Raw genomic sequence first — 21,215 nt, forward strand, 5'->3', positions numbered from 1 at the left:
CCCTCGCTACGTCAAACACTCCCCTTCAGCCATGATCCAGCGACTCAAACACGCTCTCGGTCTCGACGGGCCTGACGACGGCGTCGAGTCCGTCCCGATCGACGACCTATCCGGCGAGGAAACCCAGCACGCAATCGACTACCTGCACCTCCTCGACCGCGAGACCACAACCGAGAACATCGAGTGGGCCGCCTACCAGTTGCAGGCCGACGAGGTCGGACTCGCGAACGCGATGGAGACCCTCGAGGAGCGGGGCGAACTCGACAAGCGGATCGTCGCCCCACGGCTCGTCGAGGATCACCCGCAGTTCCAGATCCGCGACGACACCGTCTCGCAGATCCTGACCGTCACCTCGCTCCCACGGAAGGTGGGCCTCGGGTGGCTCGTGCCGCTCACACTCGCCGACGTCGACCTCCGGCTGACGTTTCACGTCCGGCCACGGGAACCGAAGGACGTCCGCCGGCAACTCCAGAAGCGCTACACGCAGGCGGTTACCTCGCTTGCGCTGAAGCAAAAACGCGGCCGAACCGACACCTATCAAGACCAACTCGACCGCGAGGACCTCGAACGCCTACTTCAGCGGACCATCCGCGGCACGACCAAGCTGTACGACGTGGCGATCTACCTCGAACTGGTCGCCGACTCCCGTGACGACCTAGACGGGATGCTCGACAGAGTGGAGGCGATCCTCGCCGAGCAGGATGTCGAGCTGAGTCCGGTGAAACACCAGCAACTCGACGCGATGGACGCCATCGTCCCGGTGGTGACCGATCCGGTCGACAACACTCATCCGATCCAGCTCGAAGCACTCGGGACGTTCTTCAACCTCGTCGAGCCCTCGATCTACGACCCGAACGGCGTGCTCTTAGGCTTCGACGATACCAAGCGCCCCGTCATCCTGAACCGGTATGCCCTCTCCGGGCACTCGATGGCCATCTCGGGAAAGACGGGGTCGGGGAAGAGCTACTTCCGCAAGCTGGAGATCTACCGGCGCCTGCTCGCGGATGCGAACGTCCAGTGTATCCTGTTCGATCCCGCCGGCGACGACTACCCGCGGTTCGCACAGTCTCTCGGCGGCGAAGTGATCCGCTTTGGTGGGAATTACACCGTCAATCCAATGGACATCTCGCCGCCGGCGACGGCCGAACAGGAGACCGGCGACGACACCTACGCACTCACCATCCGATCGGTGATCGAGATGCTGCACACCCACTTCGACCAGCGCGATGGGATGTCCGCCGGCGAGGAGGGCGTACTCATCCAGGCCGCCCACTACGCCTACATCTCGAAGGGCATCATACTCGGCGAGTACGAGACCTACGCTCGAGAGTCACCCACGCTCGATGATCTGATTCGCGGTGTCACCGTGATCGCCGCCGGCGGGCTCGAGGCGGCACGTAAAGCGGACGTGATCGACGAAGTCGAACTCGATCTGTTCCAGTCCTACGGGGTGACTGAAGTCGAGGAGGACGGTGAGCAGCCGACAAGCGAGTCCTCGGATAGTAGCGGGATCTCGATCTCGGATACGATCGTCACGCCGACCAATCACCACCAGGAACTGGCACGGAATCTCCAGCCGAAGTTCGAGTCGTTCAAACCCGGCGGTATCAATCACAATCTGAACGGCCAGACGAATTTGGATCTCTCCTCGCGACTGGTCGTGATGGATATGAGCTCGTTCGCCGACACCGGCGAAATGCCACTCATCCTCCACGCCATGCTCTCGTGGGCCTACCTCGAAGCCAAGCGCTCCCCCTACAAAGTGGACGTCACGTTCGACGAAGCCCACTACCTGCTGGGTCGACCGGCAGCGCGGGATCTCATCAACCTATACATCCGTCACGCTCGGCACTACGAGGCCGGCCTGACGCTGATGAGTCAGACCTCCCACGAATTCGTCCGGACGAACGAACGCCGCGAGGTCTACGAGAACTGTGACGTGAAGTGCCTGTTCTACGCCGAATCGGTCTCCGAACAGACCCAGCAGTACTACGGGCTGTCGAGTGACGAGATTCGGTTCATCCAGTCAGCCGCCCGCGGACAGGACTCGAACTACTCGGAGTGTCTGCTCGCGACCAGCGTCCACGGTCGCCGTCGGTTGGAGGTGCGAAGCGGCCCGTTCGAGCATCACGTCCTCGACGATACGCTTGATCCACGGGAGTGGCTGGCGGAGATAGATAGTGTCGTCCACGGCAACAACCCAGAGGACGACGTTCTCCTGACGGACCTCGAACTGACCGACCTCCCCCACGTGATGAACCGGGACATGGATCTCGAAATGGCGATGCAGGAATCCCACGAAGACGGCATCAGCGCCGATGTCCGAGGGCTGGAGAGTGATGCCACCAGGGCGAGCAACGGCGCAGTTGCTGATGACCGTCGATCTGACCGCGGGGAGGATCAGTAATGCGGCCACCGCTCACCGAGAGCCGATTCCTCCCATCGTGTGCCTGGTCGACGTCACTGTCGCCTATACTGGAAGGTGAGCGCCGTGGCTGACCTCTTGGACCTTGGCTGGCTTCCGGATGCGATTGTCCGGGCCATTATCGAATTCCTCCGCTCGCTCCTAGTCGGGGCGATCAACGTGATGTTCAATTTCGGGTTGAAGCCACTGCTCACGATTAATCCGAGTATCCTGACCGACGCCCAGTTTGTCGACGCGTGGGACAGTGTGTTCGAACTCTCGATAGCCCTGCTCCCGATCCTTATTGCGGCGGGACTCATCGTGATGCCGTTTAGTGAGGATCAGGAGGCGTCACTGTGGAACATGGTCACCCGGATTGTTGCCGTTATCGTCTTCATTGCTATCTCGAAGCCGCTGTTTGGATTCCTGATCGAGGCGTCGAATGGCGTGACGGATGCCCTCGCCCCAGCGGCGTTCAAACTCACCTTCGACGCCGATCTCGGCGGGAGTTGGGGGGCGACCCTCGGCACGGGAATTCAACTCGTCGCGCTCGCGGTGGCAGTCCCGTTGATGCTCTTTGCAACCATTCTCTCCTCGGTGTTACTCGTCCTCCGGCAGTTCATCGTACTCACAGTCGCGGTAGGCGCGCCGTTTTTCGCCGTCCTCTGGTATGCGAACTGGGGACCGATGAAGGCGATCAGCAGGTTTGCCTCGACGTGGCTTCGGATGGGCGTGTACGCCCTGTTAGTGGGCCCAATCATCGCGCTCGTGATGCGGGTGTTCGATGTGATTGCGGCTGGGGGCGTAGCCAGTTCGGGTGATATTGCCTCGTTCTACACGGCCTCGGCGCTCGCGCTGATCTTCCCGATCATTCTGTTCGTCACGATCTGGAAGACCATCGGTTGGGCCGGCCAGCCCCTCGGCGTCGACGCCGCGTTCACGACGACCGTAGCTGCCGCAATCGCCGCCACGGGGGTTGGGGCAGTTGCTGTCGGCGCCGGTGCAGGCTCCGGTGCCGTGAGCAGTGCCTCGAAGTCCTCGGCTGATGGGGCAAGCGGGGGCAGTGAGTCGAGCGGCGGAAGTGGCAGCTCTGTTGGGACCGGGTCGTCAGGTGGGACGGCGACCGACCCTTCAGCAGGAACTGCCAACTCGAGCGTCGGCGGAACGATGCGCAACAGTATCTCGGACGCGCTCAGTACGCGTGAACCGCCGGTTGAAGACAAGGTCAGCCCTGCGTCTGGTGTAGTCTCGAAAGCCAGAGAGTACACGGGAGGGAAAGTAGCAAGCATGCCAGGACTCCAAGCTGCACGCTCGCAAGTCAGCCAAGCCAGAACGACAGCGAAAGGACTGGGGTCAAAAACGAAGAACACCGGACTGGCTGAAGCTAGGAAGGCAGTCGGAACTCGGAGCATTGACGCCCACCGAAAGGCGATCGCCGAGAATCTGGACGCAGTTGATGAAGCCGACTCAAATAGAGATTTCCTTACAGATGCGTACCAGAACGGCGAGATTAACCTTTCTGAGGCCGCCGACCGCGGTATCCTGACCGGGTCCGATCAACCTGCAGAGGGGATCTCGACAGTAGTTCCGGCTGCCGACGGAACGGTAACCTACGAAACCTCAGCGGGTGAGGAGACGACGATGAACATCAACAACAGAGCCCAGCAATTCAGCGAGCAAGCACAATCGCTCAGAGAGAACGCTTCGAAATCGGCCCGGAGCGTGAAGCGGATCAGGACCGCACAAGTCGCCGCGAAGGCCCCTGCTCAAGTTGCTGTCTCAACCGGCCGAGCTGGCAAGCGAGTCGGGAAAGCCGGTGTTCAGACGGGAAAGGCCAGTGGGATTGTCTTCGCAGGTGCGATGACACGGAGTCCTTACGCGGCACACCAGATTGGCAAACGAGGCGGAAAACACCTCATTGGCCCCGGAAACAATCCTCAGTCGGACGAATCGTCGGATGACGCAGACATCGACTGGTCGACGCAGCGTGACGGTCCCGGACAGGCTACGGACTCCCCGTGGGACGATGACGACATAGGTGAACCCTCCGAGATGGTATGAGTCAACCCGCAACGCTTCGGTACTGAACAATGCGCTCGAGACAACTCAGAGAGAGGGGCGAGACGTTATATCTGAGCACCACCATGAAACGACCATAGACCATCGCGAGCGCATCTGTCGGGCCCGTTCTCGATGGCTGTACCACCGTGCGGCTTGCATGACCACTTCCCCTAGCGCGGCTCGCCCGTGCCAACCGCCACGCTCGCCCCCTCGCGAACTTTCAGAGGATATTCTTCGGATGGTTCGATGAGTTTCCTCGATACTGCGCTCTCAGTGGTCGCTTTCCTCGGATTCTTCGCGATAGTGGAGTACGCGACGTACCGAGTCATGGAGCGTGAGCATCGAAAGCGAGACCTCTATCGGCTGTTCTTCATCTTCGCGTGGACAACGCTTGCGCTCGTCCACATGTGGGTAATTGCACCCTGGCTCAATCTACCACCGACTGCTGCCATCGGAGTAGGATTAGGCATTCTAGCGATGTTCATTTTGGGCCTGCTCAATCTCCCTGTTTTCAGATCGGTCGGCGTAATCGGACTGTATCCATTCGCACAGGTATACGAACTGTTCGTGGTGCTATTGCTGCTTGCTGAAGCGGCGGCGTTAGTCGTGTCATTGATACCGATACCACAGCGGGAGTTCCTCACTGGAATCGGTCCGAGCGATCCTCAAATTCAAGCAGCACTCGGGGTTGGCATCGCGGCATCGTTCGTCGCTCTAACGTTCTACGATCCACGGGGCGAGAACGGATACTACTACCTCTCTGAGCGCAATTTGCCCGGTCCTAAGATTGACTCTGAGGCAATTAGGACAATGATGGAAGAAAAGGAAGACAATTCAATCAATTCGATCGATAGAGAAGCAGATCCGCTTGGTACCGGGAAAATGGCGAATGAGTCGAAGTTCCCGGAAACCTCACCAGTGGCGGCGAAAACTAATCCGTCAGAATACGAGTACAACTGGACTCGTTCGGACGTCGGCTTCGACGACATCGGGGGCTACTACGACGTCAAAGAGCGACTCGCCGAGGAAGTCCTCCAGCCAACGCGGGCGAGGGCACGCGGAGACGACCGGTATGATCGTTTCGGGATCGAGCCCTCACGAGGAATCCTGTTCCATGGTCCGCCAGGGACCGGCAAGACGCTGTTCGCCCGAGCGCTCGCCGGCGAACTCAACGTTCCCTTCGTCGAGTTGGGGCCGGCGGATGTGACCAGCAAGTGGATCAACGAAGGGCCACAGCGAGTGCGCCACTTATTCGAGGAGGCTGCCGTTGTCGGTCCCTGCGTCATCTTCCTCGACGAGGCCGAACACCTCTTCGGCGGACGGGATGTCGGCGCCGGCGGCGCCCACGCCGAGGATCGAAAAATCACCAGCGAATTGCTCGTCCATCTCACCGCCGAGGATCGAACGGCCATCGTCGTCGGCGCGACCAATCGGCCCGAGGATATAGATCCAGCAATCCTCCGACCGGGGCGGCTCGCGTCGCACATCGAGATCGGACTGCCCGAGGAAGAGAGCCGACATGCGATTCTCCAAGCGAAGCTTACAGACGTACCGCACGACCTCACCGGTGACCAGCTGGCGACGCTAGCGAAACACACTGCCGGCTGCAGTGGGGCCGACATCGAGGAATTGGTCACAGATGCGAAGCGCCGAGCGGCACGGCGGGACGCACGGAAAATCTCCATCGAGGATTTCCACTCTGTGGGGGTTGCCACGGAGGGGACAGATACCGAGATCGAGCCGATCACTGATAGAGATCTGAACGATTCGAATGAGTTCGACCCAGTTCCCGAAGACCCGTTCGACGATGACCCGACGGCCGGACTCCGGTAGCGCAGAGGAGGCCTGAACGTGTGACTCGGATACCGCCGAGTAACGGAAACTATTCTTGAAAGCAAGAACTATAGCAGTAGCTCTGCAAATATGGGTATGGCCGGGACAGAATCTCCCGATAACCCGCCATCCTTCGAGGAGCCGTTCAGTGGCGACGATGTCGAACAGCGCATCTACGGAACTATCCTCCAGACCCGTGAGCCGACGACAGTGAGGGCCATCGCGGATCAGGTCGACTGCGATCCGAAGACCGCTCGGAAGTATCTGGGCTGGTTCGACGACCTCGGGATCGTCACCCGTCACGACGGTCATCCAACCACCTACGAGCGAAATGATGCGTACTTCGAGTGGCGACGGATCAATCAGCTCGCTACCGAGCACTCCATCGAGGAACTACAGGACCGCGTTCGTGAACTCACGACGCGAATTGCCGAGTACGAGGAAACGTACGATGCCCCGTCACCGGCCGCAGTCGATGCCGTCGCCGTCGCAGAGAGCAGCGACGAGCGAACCATCGACGAGGTGTACAGCGACCTCGCTGACTGGGCGACCGCCCGCGAGGATCGCGAGCGTCACGAACGCGCCCGCCAGCAACGCACGGGTGGCGAGCGAGAGCAAGCCTCCGGGTAGTCCGCTCGATGGCACCACCGACAGGCGATGGTGGGAGTCCCGCCCCCATCGACCGCCCCATCCTCGAGTTCATCCAGACACGGCTTCAGGCCACGAGGCAAGTCTCTCAAGCGATCATCACGGAGACAAGCGGTCACCTCGAGCTCACTGTCATCTTTGCACCGGCCTACTATCCGGCGAGCGTCGACGACGCACGGCTGTCAGTTCGCTGGTACACGAACGACGATTTCAAGCTCCACTATCGAGAGGAACACGCAGACCACGCCTGGGAGTGCCGGTGGGATCGGCACCCGAATCCCCACAATACGCGCGACCACTTCCACCCACCACCCACAGCCGCGACGCCCGGCGAGGACACCACGTGGCCGGTCGACCATCGTGACGTAGTGGCATTCGTTCTCAACGAGATCGAAGATCGGATCGCGACTCTCTGGAGTGAATAGCCACGATCCGGGCGACGGACACCAAGGTCGAGACCAAAACCCAGCACGTCGTTCGACATCGAGAACTGACCGCCGACATTCTTGTCGCTCCGCAGCCATCGTCGAATCGCGATGGCCCTCACGCCCTCCAGACGTGCCCTCCTCGCCAGCGTGGGTACCAGTGCCGTCACCGCGCTCACTGGCTGTAACGCCTCCGACACGGACAGCGCAACACCCGACGGCGGGACGCTCGTCACCGACTATACCGCTGCGATGACACGCTCAACCGGCGAGCGCCAACCCATCGTCGCGCCACGCGAGGATAGCGGTGACGCGGGGAATGCAGCGGAAACGTCGGCGACGCCCGAACCGCTATCCATTCACACGATCGAGAGCGAAAGCGGTGCTGCGGGGTTCGAGTTCGTTGACGACGCGACGAACGTCGCAGCCGTCCGCCGACTCGTCTCGGAGACGGCGTACGGGAGCGAATCCGTACTCGTCTACCAGACGCGCATCGGCGAGTGCTACCGGCTGAAGCTGAATTACGTCACCAGAGACCCCGATGGCGACCCGGACGTCGACTTCTGTCAGGTGATCCGCGACGCCCACACCGCCTGCGAGCGCCGTGCCCGCGACCACGTCGCCGCGTTCGTTCGTCTCCCCTTCCCCGGCAGCGAGTACGGCGGCTTCTCCCCCGGGAGTGGCGGTAGCTGCGATCCGATTCCCGAACGCTACCGCAACGGGAGTGAGTCGGCGTGAGTCGACCCACCCGTCGCTCGCTGCTCGCCGCCACCGGCACTGCAGTCATGGGCACGCTCGCGGGCTGTAGTGCGCTGAATCTCCTGTCGAGTGAGGAGACCGTCGAGTACGACGACTCGGCGCTCGCGACACTCCCCAGTAATCTACCGCGAGTGCCCGCCGCAGTACCCGTCGAGCCAACGTCAGCGCACCTCACCACGGCCCGCGAGCGTGTCCGTTCGCTTCTCGACGACACGGATACGGAGATCGCAGCGGTTCCGAACGGAGTCGTCCGCCATCGACTCGCCAGCGAGAGCGAGTCTGCACGCGCCGCCCTCGCCCAGAACGACGGTGAATCCACGCGCATCGATGCACTCGCCGGTCTGACGTATCCGCGGTCGGAGGCGATGTTCGTCCACGCCGGTCTCGCTGCGTTCGACGGCGACCTCACGGCGGCGGATGTCGCTGCGCGTCGCGACCGGGATCATCGCGACGCCGAGGCGTTCCTCGACGACTACCGATACGTCGGCCCGTCCGACGACCCAGTAGGCGCACTCACTGAACACGCTCGCATCGTGGGGTGGGGTCGTACCGGCATCCGACTCACCGAGACGAACCGACGCTACGAGTACGAGAACACCGTCATGCACGTCGCCGAACTCGCACAAGACATCGAGTGGGGCCGCGCGTACGCCGTGGACGCCCGCCGTCTTCGAGAGTACTACGTGTCGACGCTCGACGACCCGCGCGACTACGGAAATCGTTTCTCGCGCGTCGCGGACGACCTCGTCGCGGATATCGATTCGCACGTGGACGCCCCTGACCGCAAGGCGCTGACGAGCGGGTTCGAACGCGATATCGAGAACACCGCAGCCGCGAAACTGCTCGAAGAACTCGCGCGTAGCCGATGGAGTGGCGCGAAAATGGCCGTCGAGGACTACGACGACGGCCGTTACACAATCGCCATCGTCTCCGTGATGCGGGCACTCGCCGCGGATCGTGCCCTCGCAGACGCGAGAGCGGTCGTCTCGGATGGTGCATACAGTGTTCCCGAGTCAGTCGATCCGATCGAGGCGGAACGTACCGCCGCCGTGGAGGGGCTCCGCGCCCTTCTCGACACAGCACCTGCGCTTCTTGCACGCCGTCTCGCCGTCTACGCTCGCAATCCGATTCGAAACGCCGATAGAGAGATCCGCGAGAACACCGTCTCTTCGCCCGGACGCTACCTCTACGCGCAGTACGCCGTTGCGAACCGCTTCGCGGCCGCCGCGCCTGCCATCGTTCGACGAGTCGAGGACGCGCTTGTTTCTTGAAGAGTAACACTAAGGCTGTCGTCTCCCGTTCTCAGTTGCCACCAGATACCCCTGCACTCGACACTATCCGGTTACTGTGTGCAGCGGTCTCATCGCTCCACTATCTTCAACAGTCAGGCGCCCCTCGGGACGACTATGGACTGCCCCGCATTCGGATCCTCTGTCACCATCGGGGTTGGACCGGAGCGGCCGCTTTCGACATCGCTCCGCGACGCAGGCGCCATTGAGCGAGCTGCGCTCGTCGACGAGATTACCGACGAACTCTCGACAATCGACAACGTGGAAACGCTCGAGGAGACCTTAGCTGCGATCCGCCAGCAACGAGGAACCGACCCGGCGATGACTGATACGGACGACGACGCCACGGAATGACTCGCAATGCCTGCGTCTGAACCCCTCTATGATATTCGTGAGCGAACCGGGAATCCCGACCACGCATCAGTCGATGATGTGGTCGATCTCGTGGTGGAACGGGCACAGAATCCGCGAGACGATCACGACGATGCGCATTTCGATACGGTGATGGCGACCACCATCGATATCTACGGGACCGAGCCCGTTCGCACAGTCATCCATCGGGTCCTCGTCAACAACGAACCGTTCCGGACCGCGACGAATGACCTCGAATTGCGTAACGTCGACGGTGTTCGGATCGGAACAGCAGCCAGTTGGTTTCTCGACGAACTGAACACACAGAACGACGGCTGAGACTGGCGTGAGTGAGTCCTGTTCCAAGTGCTCTGATATGCAAGCTCTGTGCAGTCGCCGAAACCGTTATGCACCTATGTGCAGAACTTGCACATAGAATGAGTGCGAGTGACGATCCGCGACGGGTGCACTTCCAGTCGCCGGAGTACCTCGTCGACCGGTTGGATGCGATCGCGGAGCTCTTCGACAAGGATCGGACGGATTTACTTGTCGAGGCAATTCGCGAGTACATCGAAGATACCGCCGATAGTGAGACGTTCCAAGAACTCGTCGCGACCAAGTACTACGACGACCAGCTCGAGTTCGAGACGGTCAAGCAGTTGGTCGGCGCCGAGACCGCCCAGCGGCTCCGGCTTCTCAAAGCGGACCTCGAGGACGAGCCACTCGATCTCGCTTCCCCAGAGGATGTCGACGTCTACGATGGCGACGCGACGGCAATCGACACCGCTGACGACGATCGATGAGCGGCCAGCGACTGCGAACGGTCGTCGCCGACACCAGCGCACTCGTCAGTCTCGCCGTGCCCCGAGCCGACGCGGCCGTCGATACCGACACCTCAGACCCGTGCCAGTATCTCCTCACCTCGTGTGACGTGTTCGTCCCACCGGAAGTCGTGACCGAGCTCCGCGACATCACGCAGTATCAGGATATCCACGGCGCAGCCGCGAACAACGTCCTCGCAGCCCGCAACCACTACACTGTCGAGGATCCATACGATCGCGACGAGACGCCAGACTCGCGGCCGACCTTCGGCCTCGGCGACGGCGAAACCGATGGTATCGTCCTCGCGAATGCGCTCGCCGTGGACGGGTTTCTCACCGACGAGTTCGGCGGGACGAACTTCCCCCTCATCCACGCCGTGCTGCAGGGACCACGGATCGTCCCGACACCGCGGCTGATCGTGGACTACGCCCGGAATGGGCATCTGACCACGGAAGAAGCGAACACACTGATTACGACGATCAGCCCGCATCGTAGTTGGGAGAATAGTCCCTACGTCACGCAATTACTCCAGCATCTCGACGCGTAACCGGCCTCTGAGTGGTGACGCCGAGCACCAAGCGCTGGTGACGACTCCTGAAAACCCTCGGCCGCTCGGCATCCCGTGCACTCCGCTTATCGTCCCTGCGGTGCTTGCGGGGTCAGGGGCGGCCGAGACGGCCTCGCCATTTCTGAGTCCGCCAGGACGGTGGATGGCTGGCCGAGAGACGTGGCCGGTTGGATAGGTGTGTTCGTACCGGCCCGCTCCGCTCGTCGCGACTAGCTGACGAGAGCTCGGGGAGTTGTGAGTTGCTAACCAGAATGTAAACGATTTGGGCGACAGGAAGCGGTATGAGCAATGGATAGCTTGGTAAGTGTCGTGATTTCCGGGCCCTGTTGATGAACTCGACGGCGTAGCACTCTGGACGGCGTCCGAACCCGGTGAATTCGATTACATCGGTGCTGGCTTCGAAGACATCTGGAGTCTCCCGTCCGACGAAATCAAAGGCGACATCAATACACTGATCGAGACGATCCATCCCGACGACCGAGAGCGTGTTCGCGCAAACATCGAGGAATCAACCCGCGAACTCCGTGATACGGAGTATGAAGGTCGCATTGTTCGCCCGGATGGCTCGGTCCGATGGACGCTCAATCGGCAAGTCATCCTCCGGAATGAGACGGGAGATGTCTCGGAGATCGTCGGCATTTCCACCGACATCACGGATCAAAGACGCCGTGAGCAAGAGCTTGAACTATTGAACCGGATCGTTCGGCACGATATCCGCAACGATATGGTGGTCGTACTTGGCTGGGCAGGAATACTCGAAGACTACGTCGACGATGAGGGCCGTGAATACCTGCGGAAGATCCTTGCCAGCGGGGAACACGTCGTTGAATTGACCGAGGTCGCGCGTGAGTACGTGGAAACGGTTGTCTCGGATGAAGCGCTCACCGTGGAACCGGTGCCACTGCGTTCGGTCCTCGAAACCGAGCTATCGCTTCGCGAGGAATCCTTCCCGGAGGCAGAGTGCATACTGGAGAACTCCCCGCCTGATGTGGAGGTAACTGCCAACAGTATGCTCAGTTCGGACTTCCGGACCCTCCTCAACAACGCTGTCCAACACAACGACGCGGACACCCCTCATATCGAGGTCTCGTATGAAGTACGGGATGACACGGTTGATGTTCGAATCGCCGACGACGGGCCTAGGATCCTCGACGATCACAAAGATACGGTTTTCGGTAAAGGGGAACGGGGGCTCGGAAGTCCCGGCACTGGAATCGGGCTCGATCTTGTTGATACGCTTGTCACCGAATACGGTGGCGAGATCTGGGTAGAAGACAATGAACCGACAGGCGCTGTCTTCGTTGTCCAGCTCCCACTCGCAGAGTAACTACCGCTACACGGCAAAGTCGGTACAACGGATTGTTCTTGGGGCTACTGAATACGGAGCAGCGACACCTCGCGTCAATGCCACTGCCGGCTCGGGGGTGGTCGGGATTTGATTCTGATACCCGTCGTGTCGTCTGTACTGACCGACTTTGGGCAGATTCTCGGATGCTGGTCTCCAACTTCGGTTGTCCTCAGGTACACGCTGGAAGCCACAAATACACGGGGCCGGTAGCTCTCACCCCGTAGAAGGTCAGTCGAAGGAACCATTCCTGATTCACCCTTTTATCGGATCAGTATGAACAGCTCACTTTCCAGCTTTGGGAATACTGTCGGACAACACACCAGGGAGGTCTGAAGGGATAGGCGAAGAGGTGCCTATCTTCTGGGTCTGAATGGACGACCCGGATTCAAATCAACTATTCGGGCTTAATAAGCGAAGTGGAAACATTCTATCTTCCGCCAGCCCTCGATTAGTCGCTCAATCCTCTCGTGGGCGGATTATGCCAGCAAAGGATTTCAACCCCCAACATAATCGAATAACAGATTGCAAGGATGGACCGGGAGACGTGCGAACAAGTTGTTCAGACCCAATTGGAAAAGAAAGAACCAGATGCCGACCCTCATGTGCAACAAGCAGTTGCAGAGGAAATGTGTCGGTTGCTGGATTCTGGAAAGCTAGAAGATGATATCGATGAAGACACCTATGCAGGACTGTTCGATGTCGAATATCTTCTGTCGAGATTAGAGGTGCGTGGAGGTGATGCCGATCTACGGACGAAGTGGAATTACTGGATCGGGCAGATGTGTTACTTCGCTGGTGACGATTACGAGCGATATAAAATCGATTCAGAATGAATCTGTGTCCGACTCTCAGCTAATTCTCGGACGTTCATCCTGCGGCAGTTTTGACCTTAGTTGGCGCTCAGTTGCCTCGCGCATCGTAGTATCCTTTCTTTACAGGAACTAAGTCCAGTGAGTCGGTTTACTGTACGAAAACGTTAGAGAATCACTGTCCGGAGATACTCGAAGCAGTCATCTAGGTCCGCTATCGTCACGTCCCCCCTGCGGTCAAATGTGACGAGATAGCCAGTCTTTCGAGCGGTCGGATCAGTTTGCACGGCGACGAACGCCTCGCCGAATATGTGGACCGTGCCGGTAAGCTGCCCACATTTGAATTCGTTCTCCAGTCGCTGGGAATGTAACTGCCCGAGTGTGATCTCGTCGACGACGCGCTGGTCTTCGCGATCCGTGTAGAGATTCCGAACATCATCTCGCATTCGTGTCTCGAACTCCCCGTTTCGAAATTTCGTGACGGCACGGAGTGCGTCTCCGTACTGCGAAACAAGGTGATCCCACACTTCGTCAACCCGTGACATACTGCCTCAAACTCCACGGAAGCGTCTTTAATAGCCCGCTTTCCAGTTTTGTGTGGAATCCGGCTCGGTGTGAGACTGTGACTCTTCTCAGAGCCACCGACTCCCTCCATCGAAGTTGCATGGAGGGCAACACCCATCGGTCTCAGTCGTCTCGGCGAGCATCTGATACGCTGTCAATATCGACCGCCACGTAATCAACTCGCGGTTGCATCTTTGAAAGCGCCTGTTCTTGTTTCCAGTTCTAGATACGGGCTACAGATTTGAGTGGACATTGCAGAAGGCATCACAGGACTCTAGATGACTCCCCCAATGACAAGTAATCCAATAATGACCAACAATGACGCGACGAACGCACCCCCAACCAACGGCTTGTTCTCCATCGCTTTCTCGTGAATCGGCATCGCGGCGTACTCCTCGCGGAACGCCTCGAGATGCTCCTCGTCGTAGAAGTACTTCGTCTTCAGCGCGAATCGCTCCGTGACCGCACAGCCCGTACAGACTGGCTCCTCTTCCAGCCGTTCGGTTTTGATGTGGCTACCACAGGCAATCGCCCCACAGTTCGGACAGTAGGTGTACGTCTCGTCGACGCCGCTCGTCTCGCAGTGGACGCAGCGATGAATTCCATCCTCGGTCGTCACTCGCGATGGTCCCGCCGCGTAGTATTCGTAGGGGTAGGTGTACTCCTGTATCTCGGTCGTATGGCGAACCTCAGGAAGATACACCGGTTCAATCGATTGCACTGAGATGTCCGAGAGATTCGGCTCACACGTTTTGTTGTACGTGACGTTGTTGTCGCCAGTGTAGGTTACCGTCGTCGTGTGGTAGTCCCGAAGACGGTCGACAGCCCACTCCTTGTACTCCGTTTGGGTTTGGCCGAACCGACGCTCCGAAATCTCGTCGAACACGTCTTCGAATCGATCGGCGTCGAGGTCAACCGTCGCGTGGAAGTTCTCGGTCACCAGCGTCGCGATGTCGTCGTCGGCCACCCGTGGATGGCCGCGTTCAGCGTGGACGACGAATTGTGTGCGATCGTTGATCCGGTGGATGACGCCCACCGACGTCTCGAAGACAGCGTTCGTGTCGGCGGTGATCGCGACCACCGGCCGAAACGTCACCTGCGAGTGTGGTGCCGGAAGATCGCCGGCCTCGATATGTTCGATGTCGCGGAACGCCTCCTGAACGGGCGCGTCGACAGCGGCTGCTGGATCGTACGGTCGGAGCGTCTCGTCACAGAGGATCTCGATGCGCCCGTTGTAGAGATCGAGACCGATTTCGTCGGCAATCTCCCGAAGGTCCTCGCCGTCGATCAGCTCGATGGGATAGGGATCGTCGTTCCGCTGGAGCCGGTCAGCGTACTCCTCGGCAGGGTTCGTAAATCGACCTGTGGTGGTGACCATCCCTCGCTTCGGGCCGTCGAAGTCGAACGTCGCGATGGCCGAGTGCAGCTTCTGGACGACCGGCCGACCGACCGTACCCGTGTGCTTGCACTCGACGATGATCGCCCGTCGCGTCCCATCGACGACCTCCTCCATAAGGACGTCCCGCCCCTCATCGGCCGTGCGTTCGGCCTGCCGGACGTTCTCGTAGCCGAGGTTGCGGAACACGTCTTCCATCAAATCCTCGAACTCGAACCCCGAGAGGTCGTCCAGTACAGCCATTCGAATATAATTGGACTGTATCTTGCTAGAACCAAATACGTTGCCGACCTCGGCGACGGAAGCGGGTGCGGCGACCGCAGATGTTGTTTCACGTCCCGCGAGGGGTGCGAGACGTACAACCATCCCGGGTCACCCATGGGCTTACTCCTCGTCGTCGACGAGCGGTCGAGTGCGAGACGTACAACCGTCCCGGGTCACCGATGAGTTCTGAGAGCAACAGCGAGGTCGCACCCGACAACTGGTGGTTGCATCGCCGAACAGACGACGACCATTTCGTGTTCGCCTACGACTTCTCGAAATCCGTCCTTTGTCACGTCCAGCACTCCTCGGACTGGCTGGTCCGGGTCGATCGAGCCGATGGGACGATCCTCTTCAGCCAGCACGACCTCCAGTCGCGAGCAGCGGCATTCGCGCTCGCCGAGAGCGTCATGGAGCTCTGTACGCTGCTCCATCGGGAGGTCGTCACGGAGCGAAGTCAAACGCGAAAGCCGATGTACGTGGGGTCCCGACCAACCGGGACCGCGGGTGCGAGCACTCGGCAAGCCGGACGCAGTCCGGACACCGCCCGCCGACCGTCGGATTCCCGGCCCAGCCAGCCCCCGACGCGACCACGAGGCTTGGACCATTGGGAGGGTGAGTTCCGATGACCGCCGGCCGAGCATACCGCGGCGAACGCTGTATGGGGTGGACAGTTGGTGTACACGCCCGATGGCGACGTGTTGGACAAGCACCTCCACGTCCTACGCCGCGCCCCTGGTGGGTTCGACTGGGGATCGGAGGCCGACGAGGCCCGCATCGATCAGCTCGCCATCGCGCTGTTGGCCGATTCAGCGACGAAGAATATCGCGCTCGATCACTACAAGGAGTTCGCGCAGTACCTGCGTGAAGAACTCGAGGGCGACGAGTGGCGACTCCCGACCAGCGACATTTCGGCCGATACCTGGTCGCGGGACATCGACATCGCTGATGAGACGCCCTCACCGGAGGACGTCGACATCACAACGGTCGATTTCGACGAGATGACCTTCTCGGTCGAGCGAGCCTACGAGGAGGAACTGGAAGCGGACGGCGACGACGGGTCGCAGGCGTCGCTCGCCGGCGAGCGGGCGCTCGCGAGCATCGAGCGCGTCAGCGACGATCTACAGGAGAAGGTCGACCAGTTCGAGGAGCGTGAGGACGCGCTTCGTGAGCGGTTCCAGGACGCGATGGCCTGACGCCGCGACGAGGCTGTAGTCGGCGGTTGTTTCTCTCGCCCTCGAGGGGTGGAGGCCAACAGAGATGGCTCAGTCTACGGATACTGACGACGAGTTCCCGCCTGAGAAACGCCTCGAAGCGCCCAATCATCGACTGATCAAGGCCGGGATCGCAACGATCCCCGATATGGAGACACTCCAGGAGTGTGTTGCCTACGAGAACGCACACCAGAATCGGACGCAGATTCTGCGTCGGCTCCAGTGGAAGGCTGAAGAGTTGCGTGAGGACGAGAAGTAGCGATCGATATTAACCAACAATCGGAGTTAGCCAACACCTGGTGTTGGTTAACGTTGAGAGTATCCCGTTTTTTCGGGGACCGGTGAAACTGCTATGGTTTCATGCCGCCTCACCGACTCAGCAATCCAAATACGACTACCCCGCCGACGCGTCATCGTCACGTGACCGCCGTCGAAGCGAGGGAAGTCGCTCTGCCGCCGTGTCGAGGAGGATGAGTGTCGGCGGGAGCGTCGCCAGCGCCGCCACCAGCGTCAGGAAGATGACGCCGACGGTGAGGTAGCCGAAGTCCCCGAGGATCGGGAACGGCGAGAGCGTCAGCGCCGAGAAGCCGAAGACGGTCGTCATTCCCGAGACGGAGATTGCCTTCCCGACGCGGGTCGCTGCCGTCTCGACCGCGTCGAGTTTGCTCGCACCTGGTCTCGCTTTCTCCTCGTAGTAGCGCTCCATCACGATGATGGTGTACTCGGCACCGATGCCGACGCTCATGGCACCGAGCGAGGCTCCGAGCGGTGAGACGGCGATGTTCAACCCTGCCATGTAGAGGTTCTGCCACCCGATGACGAACAGCATCGGAATCAGGGGAGCAATCGCCTTCACGAGGTTCCGGTAGTACGCCAACAGGAGGCTGAAGACGAACAGGACGCCCAGGCCCGTCGTCACGTTCCGGCTCTCGATCTGGCCAACGATTAGTGGCGGTGTGATCGCCGCCGTCCCGGTGAGCCTCGCGTCGACACTCGGCGGTGGGTTGCTGAATTCGATGGTCTCTCTCACGTTCGATATGAACGAGAGCGTCTGCCCCGTCGTCATATCTTCCGCTGCGATCACCGTGATGTGCGCGTAGCCATCGTTGTAGTACTGGGCGCGCTCCCGGTCGGGAACGTCGGCCAAGACGCGCTCGACACCACCCCTCGTTTCGGGTATCTCGCCCCCGTTGTGTGTCGCAACGAGCGTCGCGGGGGAGTCAACGCCCTGAATCAGCGGCGCGTCGACCGCAACTCGTTCGAACCGTTGCATCCAGCGTAACACGTCCGGGTGCCTGAGGTCGCTTCCTTGGACGAGTACGTCGTACTGGACGGCAGTCCCTCCGCCAGTTGCAGAGCGGAACTGCTGAAGATCGACGTACGCCGGGAGGTCTTGTGGGAAGAACTCCTCGGTGTCCGCCATCGTATCGAGGCTCTGTCCCGCCTGAAATCCGGCACCCATCAACAGCAGAGCGGTCAGTAGGACGATGCCGGGGTTGGCAGCGAGCGTTCGCGAGGTTCGACCGAGAAGCCGACCGAACGTGCCGACCCGTTCCGAATCAGTCGGGTCGGTAGGAGCTTCAGCCGTGTCGCTCCCTTCGCTATTGTCGGAATCGCTCTCTTCCGACACGGGTTCCCGGCCTTCATCGGTGACCTCACGAGAGCCGAGTTGTCCCAGTCCACGCCGACGGAAACGAGCGTACAGCGTCAGGATCGGGAGCAGGATGATGAGACCCGTAAGGAAAGTAAGCAACACCCCGAAGATGGACGTCTGGGCGAACCAGACGAAGGCTGGGGAGTTTAGTGACGATATCCATGTCGCACCGAACCCAAGTGCGGCGGCGAGCATCGCGATGAACACCGGCGGCCCGATACCTGCTAGCGCTTGCGGTAGCGCCTCACGAGGAGGATGCGCCTCTAACTCCTCCTCGTATCGTTCGTGGAACTGTACGGAGTAGTCGATACCGAGGCCGATCAGAATGGGGAAGGTCGCACTGGTGAGCGTCGAATTGGGGACGCCGGCATAGCCGATGGCCCCGAAGGTGTAGAGGACCCCGACGAAAACGGCAACGATGGGCAAGAGTCGCAGGCGAACCCCACGGAACAGGAAGAAGAGCGCGACGATCATCAGCCCGACCGCAAGACCGAGTAACTGGTTCGTGCTCTGCTGGATGAGCGCGGAGAGTTGCACGGAGAACGCCGCCGATCCCGTGACGATGACATCGACGCCTGCAGGGAAGCGTGCCCACTCCTCTGCGGCCAGCGACTCGTCGTAAATTGGGGCTTCCTCCGCCTGCGAGAGACCCGGCTCGAAGATGACCTGTATCAACAGCCGGTCTTGCTGGCCGAGCACCCGCTCGATTTTCTCTTGGGAGTCCGGGATGTAGCCGTACTCCGACCGGATTCGATCTGCCGGACTCGATACATAGGCGACGTCATCGACGGCGGACATCCGGCTGTCGAACCGAGCGGTGGCGCGAATCGCTGCAGGATCGGTCGCCTCTCCCCTCATGAGGACGACGATCGCGCCGCGATCGAACGCGTCGTCAAACGCATTCAGCGTCGGATCTTCGGTAGTAAACGCCTCGTTACCGGTGACGCTCGTGATCTGGGCGGCTCCGTTAAAGGCGGCAAACAGCAGTATGACCGCGAACAACAGGGCGAGAACCGGATGAGCCTGAATCTTTTCGCCAATTGCGGCGAAGCCGTCGCCGAGAGTCCCCATACTAACTCACCCCGTTGCGTCCATAGTGGGCCGTCGTAGGGCTTGCGGGCTCGTTCATCGCCGACGGTACCAGACGACGAGGCCGATCACGATGAGAACGAGTACGCCGCCGACGGCTGCTGGTGGGACTGGTTGACCGCCAGAAGGTTCGTTCACCGAGACCCCGATGGACATGCCGTCGGTGAACTCCGTGTCACCGTCGGCCTCGTCGTACCGCACCTCTATCGACGACGCGTACTGCTTCGGGAGCGCGTCGCTGGTCGCGCTGATGCGGAAGGTTGCGGTCGTCGTCTCGCCCGGTTCCATCCGTCCGAGGAAGGCACCGTCATCGGAGGTCGACAGCGGATCGCTGGTGAACAGACGGGCATTGACCGCCGAGATGGGGTCGTCACCGATGTAACGCACCTCGGCGCTGAGTTGGGCCGTCCCGCCCGGAGTCACCGTCGTCGAGACATTCGACACCTCGAACCGGTCGCGCTCGGGAGCAATCTCCGCACGTTTCCGGATCGGATTCGATGCCGTCAGGACGTCGCCGTCGGCGTTCTCGTACTCTACATCGAAGGTAAAGGAGTTCGATCCCGGTTCGGCGTCGCTAGCGATGGCAGTGGTAAAGGAAACGTCGGCCGACTCACCAGGGTCGAGCGTCCCGACCGCTGACTCGCCGTTCGTGGGAGTCACCGTTCCGTGGTCGCGCAACCTGACGACGACGTTTCGGGCGGGGGCTGGTCCTGTATTGGTTATCTCCCCCGAAATAGTCGCCTCGTTCTCGTCGACCCGGAAGTTCGAGGTCGAGAGGTCCGCCATCGAGAACGTGCGCTCGGGACGGACCATCACGCCCGTCGTCAGCGTGTCCGAGCGCTGGCCGATGTCGTTCTCGTCGCGGTACGAGACGACGGCGTTGACGGGGTACTCACCCGGCGACACGTCGTCCGTGGCGCCGACTTGTACGGACACTCGTCGCGTTTCACCAGGATCGAGCGACCGGACGAATACGCCCGTATCTCTCGCAGGATTCGTCGGATTGCCGAAGAAAACCCCTGAGGCGGCCGATGACAGCTGAACCGACGCGTTCCGCGCCGTCTGGGAGCCAGTGTTCTTGATCGTGAACGCGAGCGATCCCGTATCGCCTGCGAATAGCTGATTTGTCCCTTCGGAGACGATATCGAATTCCGAACGCTCCTCAATCCGGATCGTCAGGTCGACCGTCTGTTCCTCATCCAGCCACGTGTACTCGATTTCGGCGGGGCCCGAGGGAGTTTCGTCGAAGATGATAGCCCGCGCGTGGCGGTACGTGACCTCTACCGGGATAGTGTACGTTCCCGGCTCGGCGTCTCCAATTTCGAGGTTGAAGCTGAACTGTGCGGTGCCGCCGGGACCAATACTCCCAGTTGTCACTGTTCCCGACTTCACGTCGATCGGTGCGTCTATCTGTCCCTCTTGAATATCCATCTGGACACTCCGTGCCGTCTGCACTTGATCCTCAAAGCGCCCAATTCCGCCATCGTCGATGTCACCGTCGTTTGAGGCGACGACTGTCAACGTCGCCTCTTCGTTCGCCCGAAACGTATCGTCGCCGACACTGTAACTCAACTCGGGGTTTCCGGTGACGACGCTCGACGCTGTCACCGGAACGACCGGTGCGAGCAGCAGGAGAGCAACGATTCCAACAACCGTAATCTGTCTCATTTCGTGAATCAATCATAGCCAAAGAGTGAGAAAAGATTTCTCTGTACCAGAA

At 60.5% G+C, this 21,215-nt stretch carries 18 protein-coding genes and 3 pseudogenes; 17 read left to right on the top strand and 4 right to left on the bottom strand.

Features of this window, described 5'->3' with window-relative positions; genetic code table 11:
* Positions 1 to 31: 31 nt before the first annotated feature.
* From NBT67_RS16365 to NBT67_RS16430, 14 genes and pseudogenes are all read left to right on the top strand, one after another.
* Positions 32 to 2,407, top strand: coding sequence for a VirB4 family type IV secretion system protein (locus NBT67_RS16365; RefSeq protein ID WP_251344507.1), 2,376 nt, complete (start codon positions 32 to 34; stop codon positions 2,405 to 2,407).
* Positions 2,408 to 2,491: 84 nt separating this feature from the next.
* Positions 2,492 to 4,465, top strand: a complete 1,974-nt coding sequence (locus NBT67_RS16370) for a TrbL/VirB6 family protein (protein ID WP_251344508.1) — start codon at positions 2,492 to 2,494, stop codon at positions 4,463 to 4,465.
* 246 nt (positions 4,466 to 4,711) lie between these two features.
* The gene (locus tag NBT67_RS16375) at positions 4,712 to 6,298 is read left to right on the top strand and encodes an ATP-binding protein (protein ID WP_251344509.1); all 1,587 of its coding nucleotides are present in this window, start codon (positions 4,712 to 4,714) and stop codon (positions 6,296 to 6,298) included.
* Positions 6,299 to 6,394: 96 nt separating this feature from the next.
* Entirely contained in the window at positions 6,395 to 6,928 is a 534-nt protein-coding gene (locus tag NBT67_RS16380) for a DUF7342 family protein (protein ID WP_251344510.1), read from the top strand.
* Positions 6,929 to 6,936: 8 nt separating this feature from the next.
* Positions 6,937 to 7,371, top strand: a complete 435-nt coding sequence (locus tag NBT67_RS16385; RefSeq protein ID WP_251344511.1) for a toxin-antitoxin system TumE family protein — start codon at positions 6,937 to 6,939, stop codon at positions 7,369 to 7,371.
* A 111-nt stretch (positions 7,372 to 7,482) separates the two neighbouring features.
* Positions 7,483 to 8,109: a hypothetical protein gene (locus tag NBT67_RS16390; RefSeq protein ID WP_251344512.1), complete on the top strand. Its 627-nt coding sequence runs from the start codon at positions 7,483 to 7,485 to the stop codon at positions 8,107 to 8,109.
* Positions 8,106 to 9,401 carry a hypothetical protein gene (locus tag NBT67_RS16395; protein WP_251344513.1) on the top strand — a complete coding sequence of 432 codons (1,296 nt, stop codon included), beginning with the start codon at positions 8,106 to 8,108 and terminating at the stop codon, positions 9,399 to 9,401. Before NBT67_RS16390 ends, NBT67_RS16395 begins: the two co-directional genes overlap by 4 nt.
* 135 nt (positions 9,402 to 9,536) lie before the next feature.
* A complete protein-coding gene (locus NBT67_RS16400) occupies positions 9,537 to 9,773 on the top strand; it encodes a DUF8105 family protein (protein ID WP_251344514.1) in 237 nt (78 codons plus the stop codon).
* Between the two features lie 6 nt (positions 9,774 to 9,779).
* Entirely contained in the window at positions 9,780 to 10,109 is a 330-nt protein-coding gene (locus NBT67_RS16405; protein WP_251344515.1) for a DUF8158 family protein, read from the top strand.
* A gap of 98 nt (positions 10,110 to 10,207) precedes the next feature.
* Complete coding sequence (locus tag NBT67_RS16410; RefSeq protein WP_251344516.1) at positions 10,208 to 10,573, top strand: ribbon-helix-helix domain-containing protein; 366 nt, start codon at positions 10,208 to 10,210, stop codon at positions 10,571 to 10,573.
* Entirely contained in the window at positions 10,570 to 11,139 is a 570-nt protein-coding gene (locus NBT67_RS16415) for a hypothetical protein (RefSeq protein WP_251344517.1), read from the top strand. The genes NBT67_RS16410 and NBT67_RS16415 overlap by 4 nt, the downstream gene beginning before the upstream one ends.
* 406 nt (positions 11,140 to 11,545) lie before the next feature.
* A pseudogene (locus NBT67_RS16420) lies at positions 11,546 to 11,782 on the top strand (PAS domain-containing protein); the annotation flags it as partial.
* A gap of 102 nt (positions 11,783 to 11,884) precedes the next feature.
* Positions 11,885 to 12,487, top strand: coding sequence for a sensor histidine kinase (locus NBT67_RS16425; RefSeq protein ID WP_251344518.1), 603 nt, complete (start codon positions 11,885 to 11,887; stop codon positions 12,485 to 12,487).
* A 551-nt stretch (positions 12,488 to 13,038) separates the two neighbouring features.
* A complete protein-coding gene (locus NBT67_RS16430) occupies positions 13,039 to 13,341 on the top strand; it encodes a hypothetical protein (RefSeq protein WP_251344519.1) in 303 nt (100 codons plus the stop codon).
* A 143-nt stretch (positions 13,342 to 13,484) separates the two neighbouring features.
* On the opposite strand, the gene NBT67_RS16435 is transcribed toward NBT67_RS16430, so the two are convergent.
* Entirely contained in the window at positions 13,485 to 13,862 is a 378-nt protein-coding gene (locus NBT67_RS16435; RefSeq protein ID WP_251344520.1) for a DUF7522 family protein, read from the bottom strand.
* 293 nt (positions 13,863 to 14,155) lie between these two features.
* On the bottom strand, positions 14,156 to 15,520 hold the full coding sequence (locus NBT67_RS16440; protein ID WP_251344521.1) for a restriction endonuclease: 1,365 nt from the start codon (positions 15,518 to 15,520) through the stop codon (positions 14,156 to 14,158).
* A 716-nt stretch (positions 15,521 to 16,236) separates the two neighbouring features.
* On the opposite strand from NBT67_RS16440, the pseudogene NBT67_RS18110 reads away from it, so the two are divergent.
* The 3 genes and pseudogenes from NBT67_RS18110 to NBT67_RS16450 all read left to right on the top strand — a co-directional run.
* A pseudogene (locus NBT67_RS18110) lies at positions 16,237 to 16,404 on the top strand (DUF6166 domain-containing protein); the annotation flags it as partial.
* Between the two features lie 147 nt (positions 16,405 to 16,551).
* Positions 16,552 to 16,734 (top strand): annotated as a pseudogene (locus tag NBT67_RS16445) (hypothetical protein); the annotation flags it as partial.
* Between the two features lie 64 nt (positions 16,735 to 16,798).
* Positions 16,799 to 17,011, top strand: a complete 213-nt coding sequence (locus NBT67_RS16450) for a DUF8129 domain-containing protein (protein WP_251344522.1) — start codon at positions 16,799 to 16,801, stop codon at positions 17,009 to 17,011.
* Between the two features lie 135 nt (positions 17,012 to 17,146).
* Here the strand turns inward: NBT67_RS16450 and NBT67_RS16455 are convergent, their stop codons facing one another.
* Positions 17,147 to 19,477: an efflux RND transporter permease subunit gene (locus tag NBT67_RS16455; RefSeq protein ID WP_251344523.1), complete on the bottom strand. Its 2,331-nt coding sequence runs from the start codon at positions 19,475 to 19,477 to the stop codon at positions 17,147 to 17,149.
* Between the two features lie 54 nt (positions 19,478 to 19,531).
* Entirely contained in the window at positions 19,532 to 21,163 is a 1,632-nt protein-coding gene (locus NBT67_RS16460; RefSeq protein WP_251344404.1) for a COG1361 S-layer family protein, read from the bottom strand.
* Positions 21,164 to 21,215: the final 52 nt, after the last annotated feature.

The organism is Haloplanus sp. GDY1 (assembly GCF_023703775.1).
Classification (GTDB): Archaea; Halobacteriota; Halobacteria; order Halobacteriales; family Haloferacaceae; genus Haloplanus; species Haloplanus halophilus.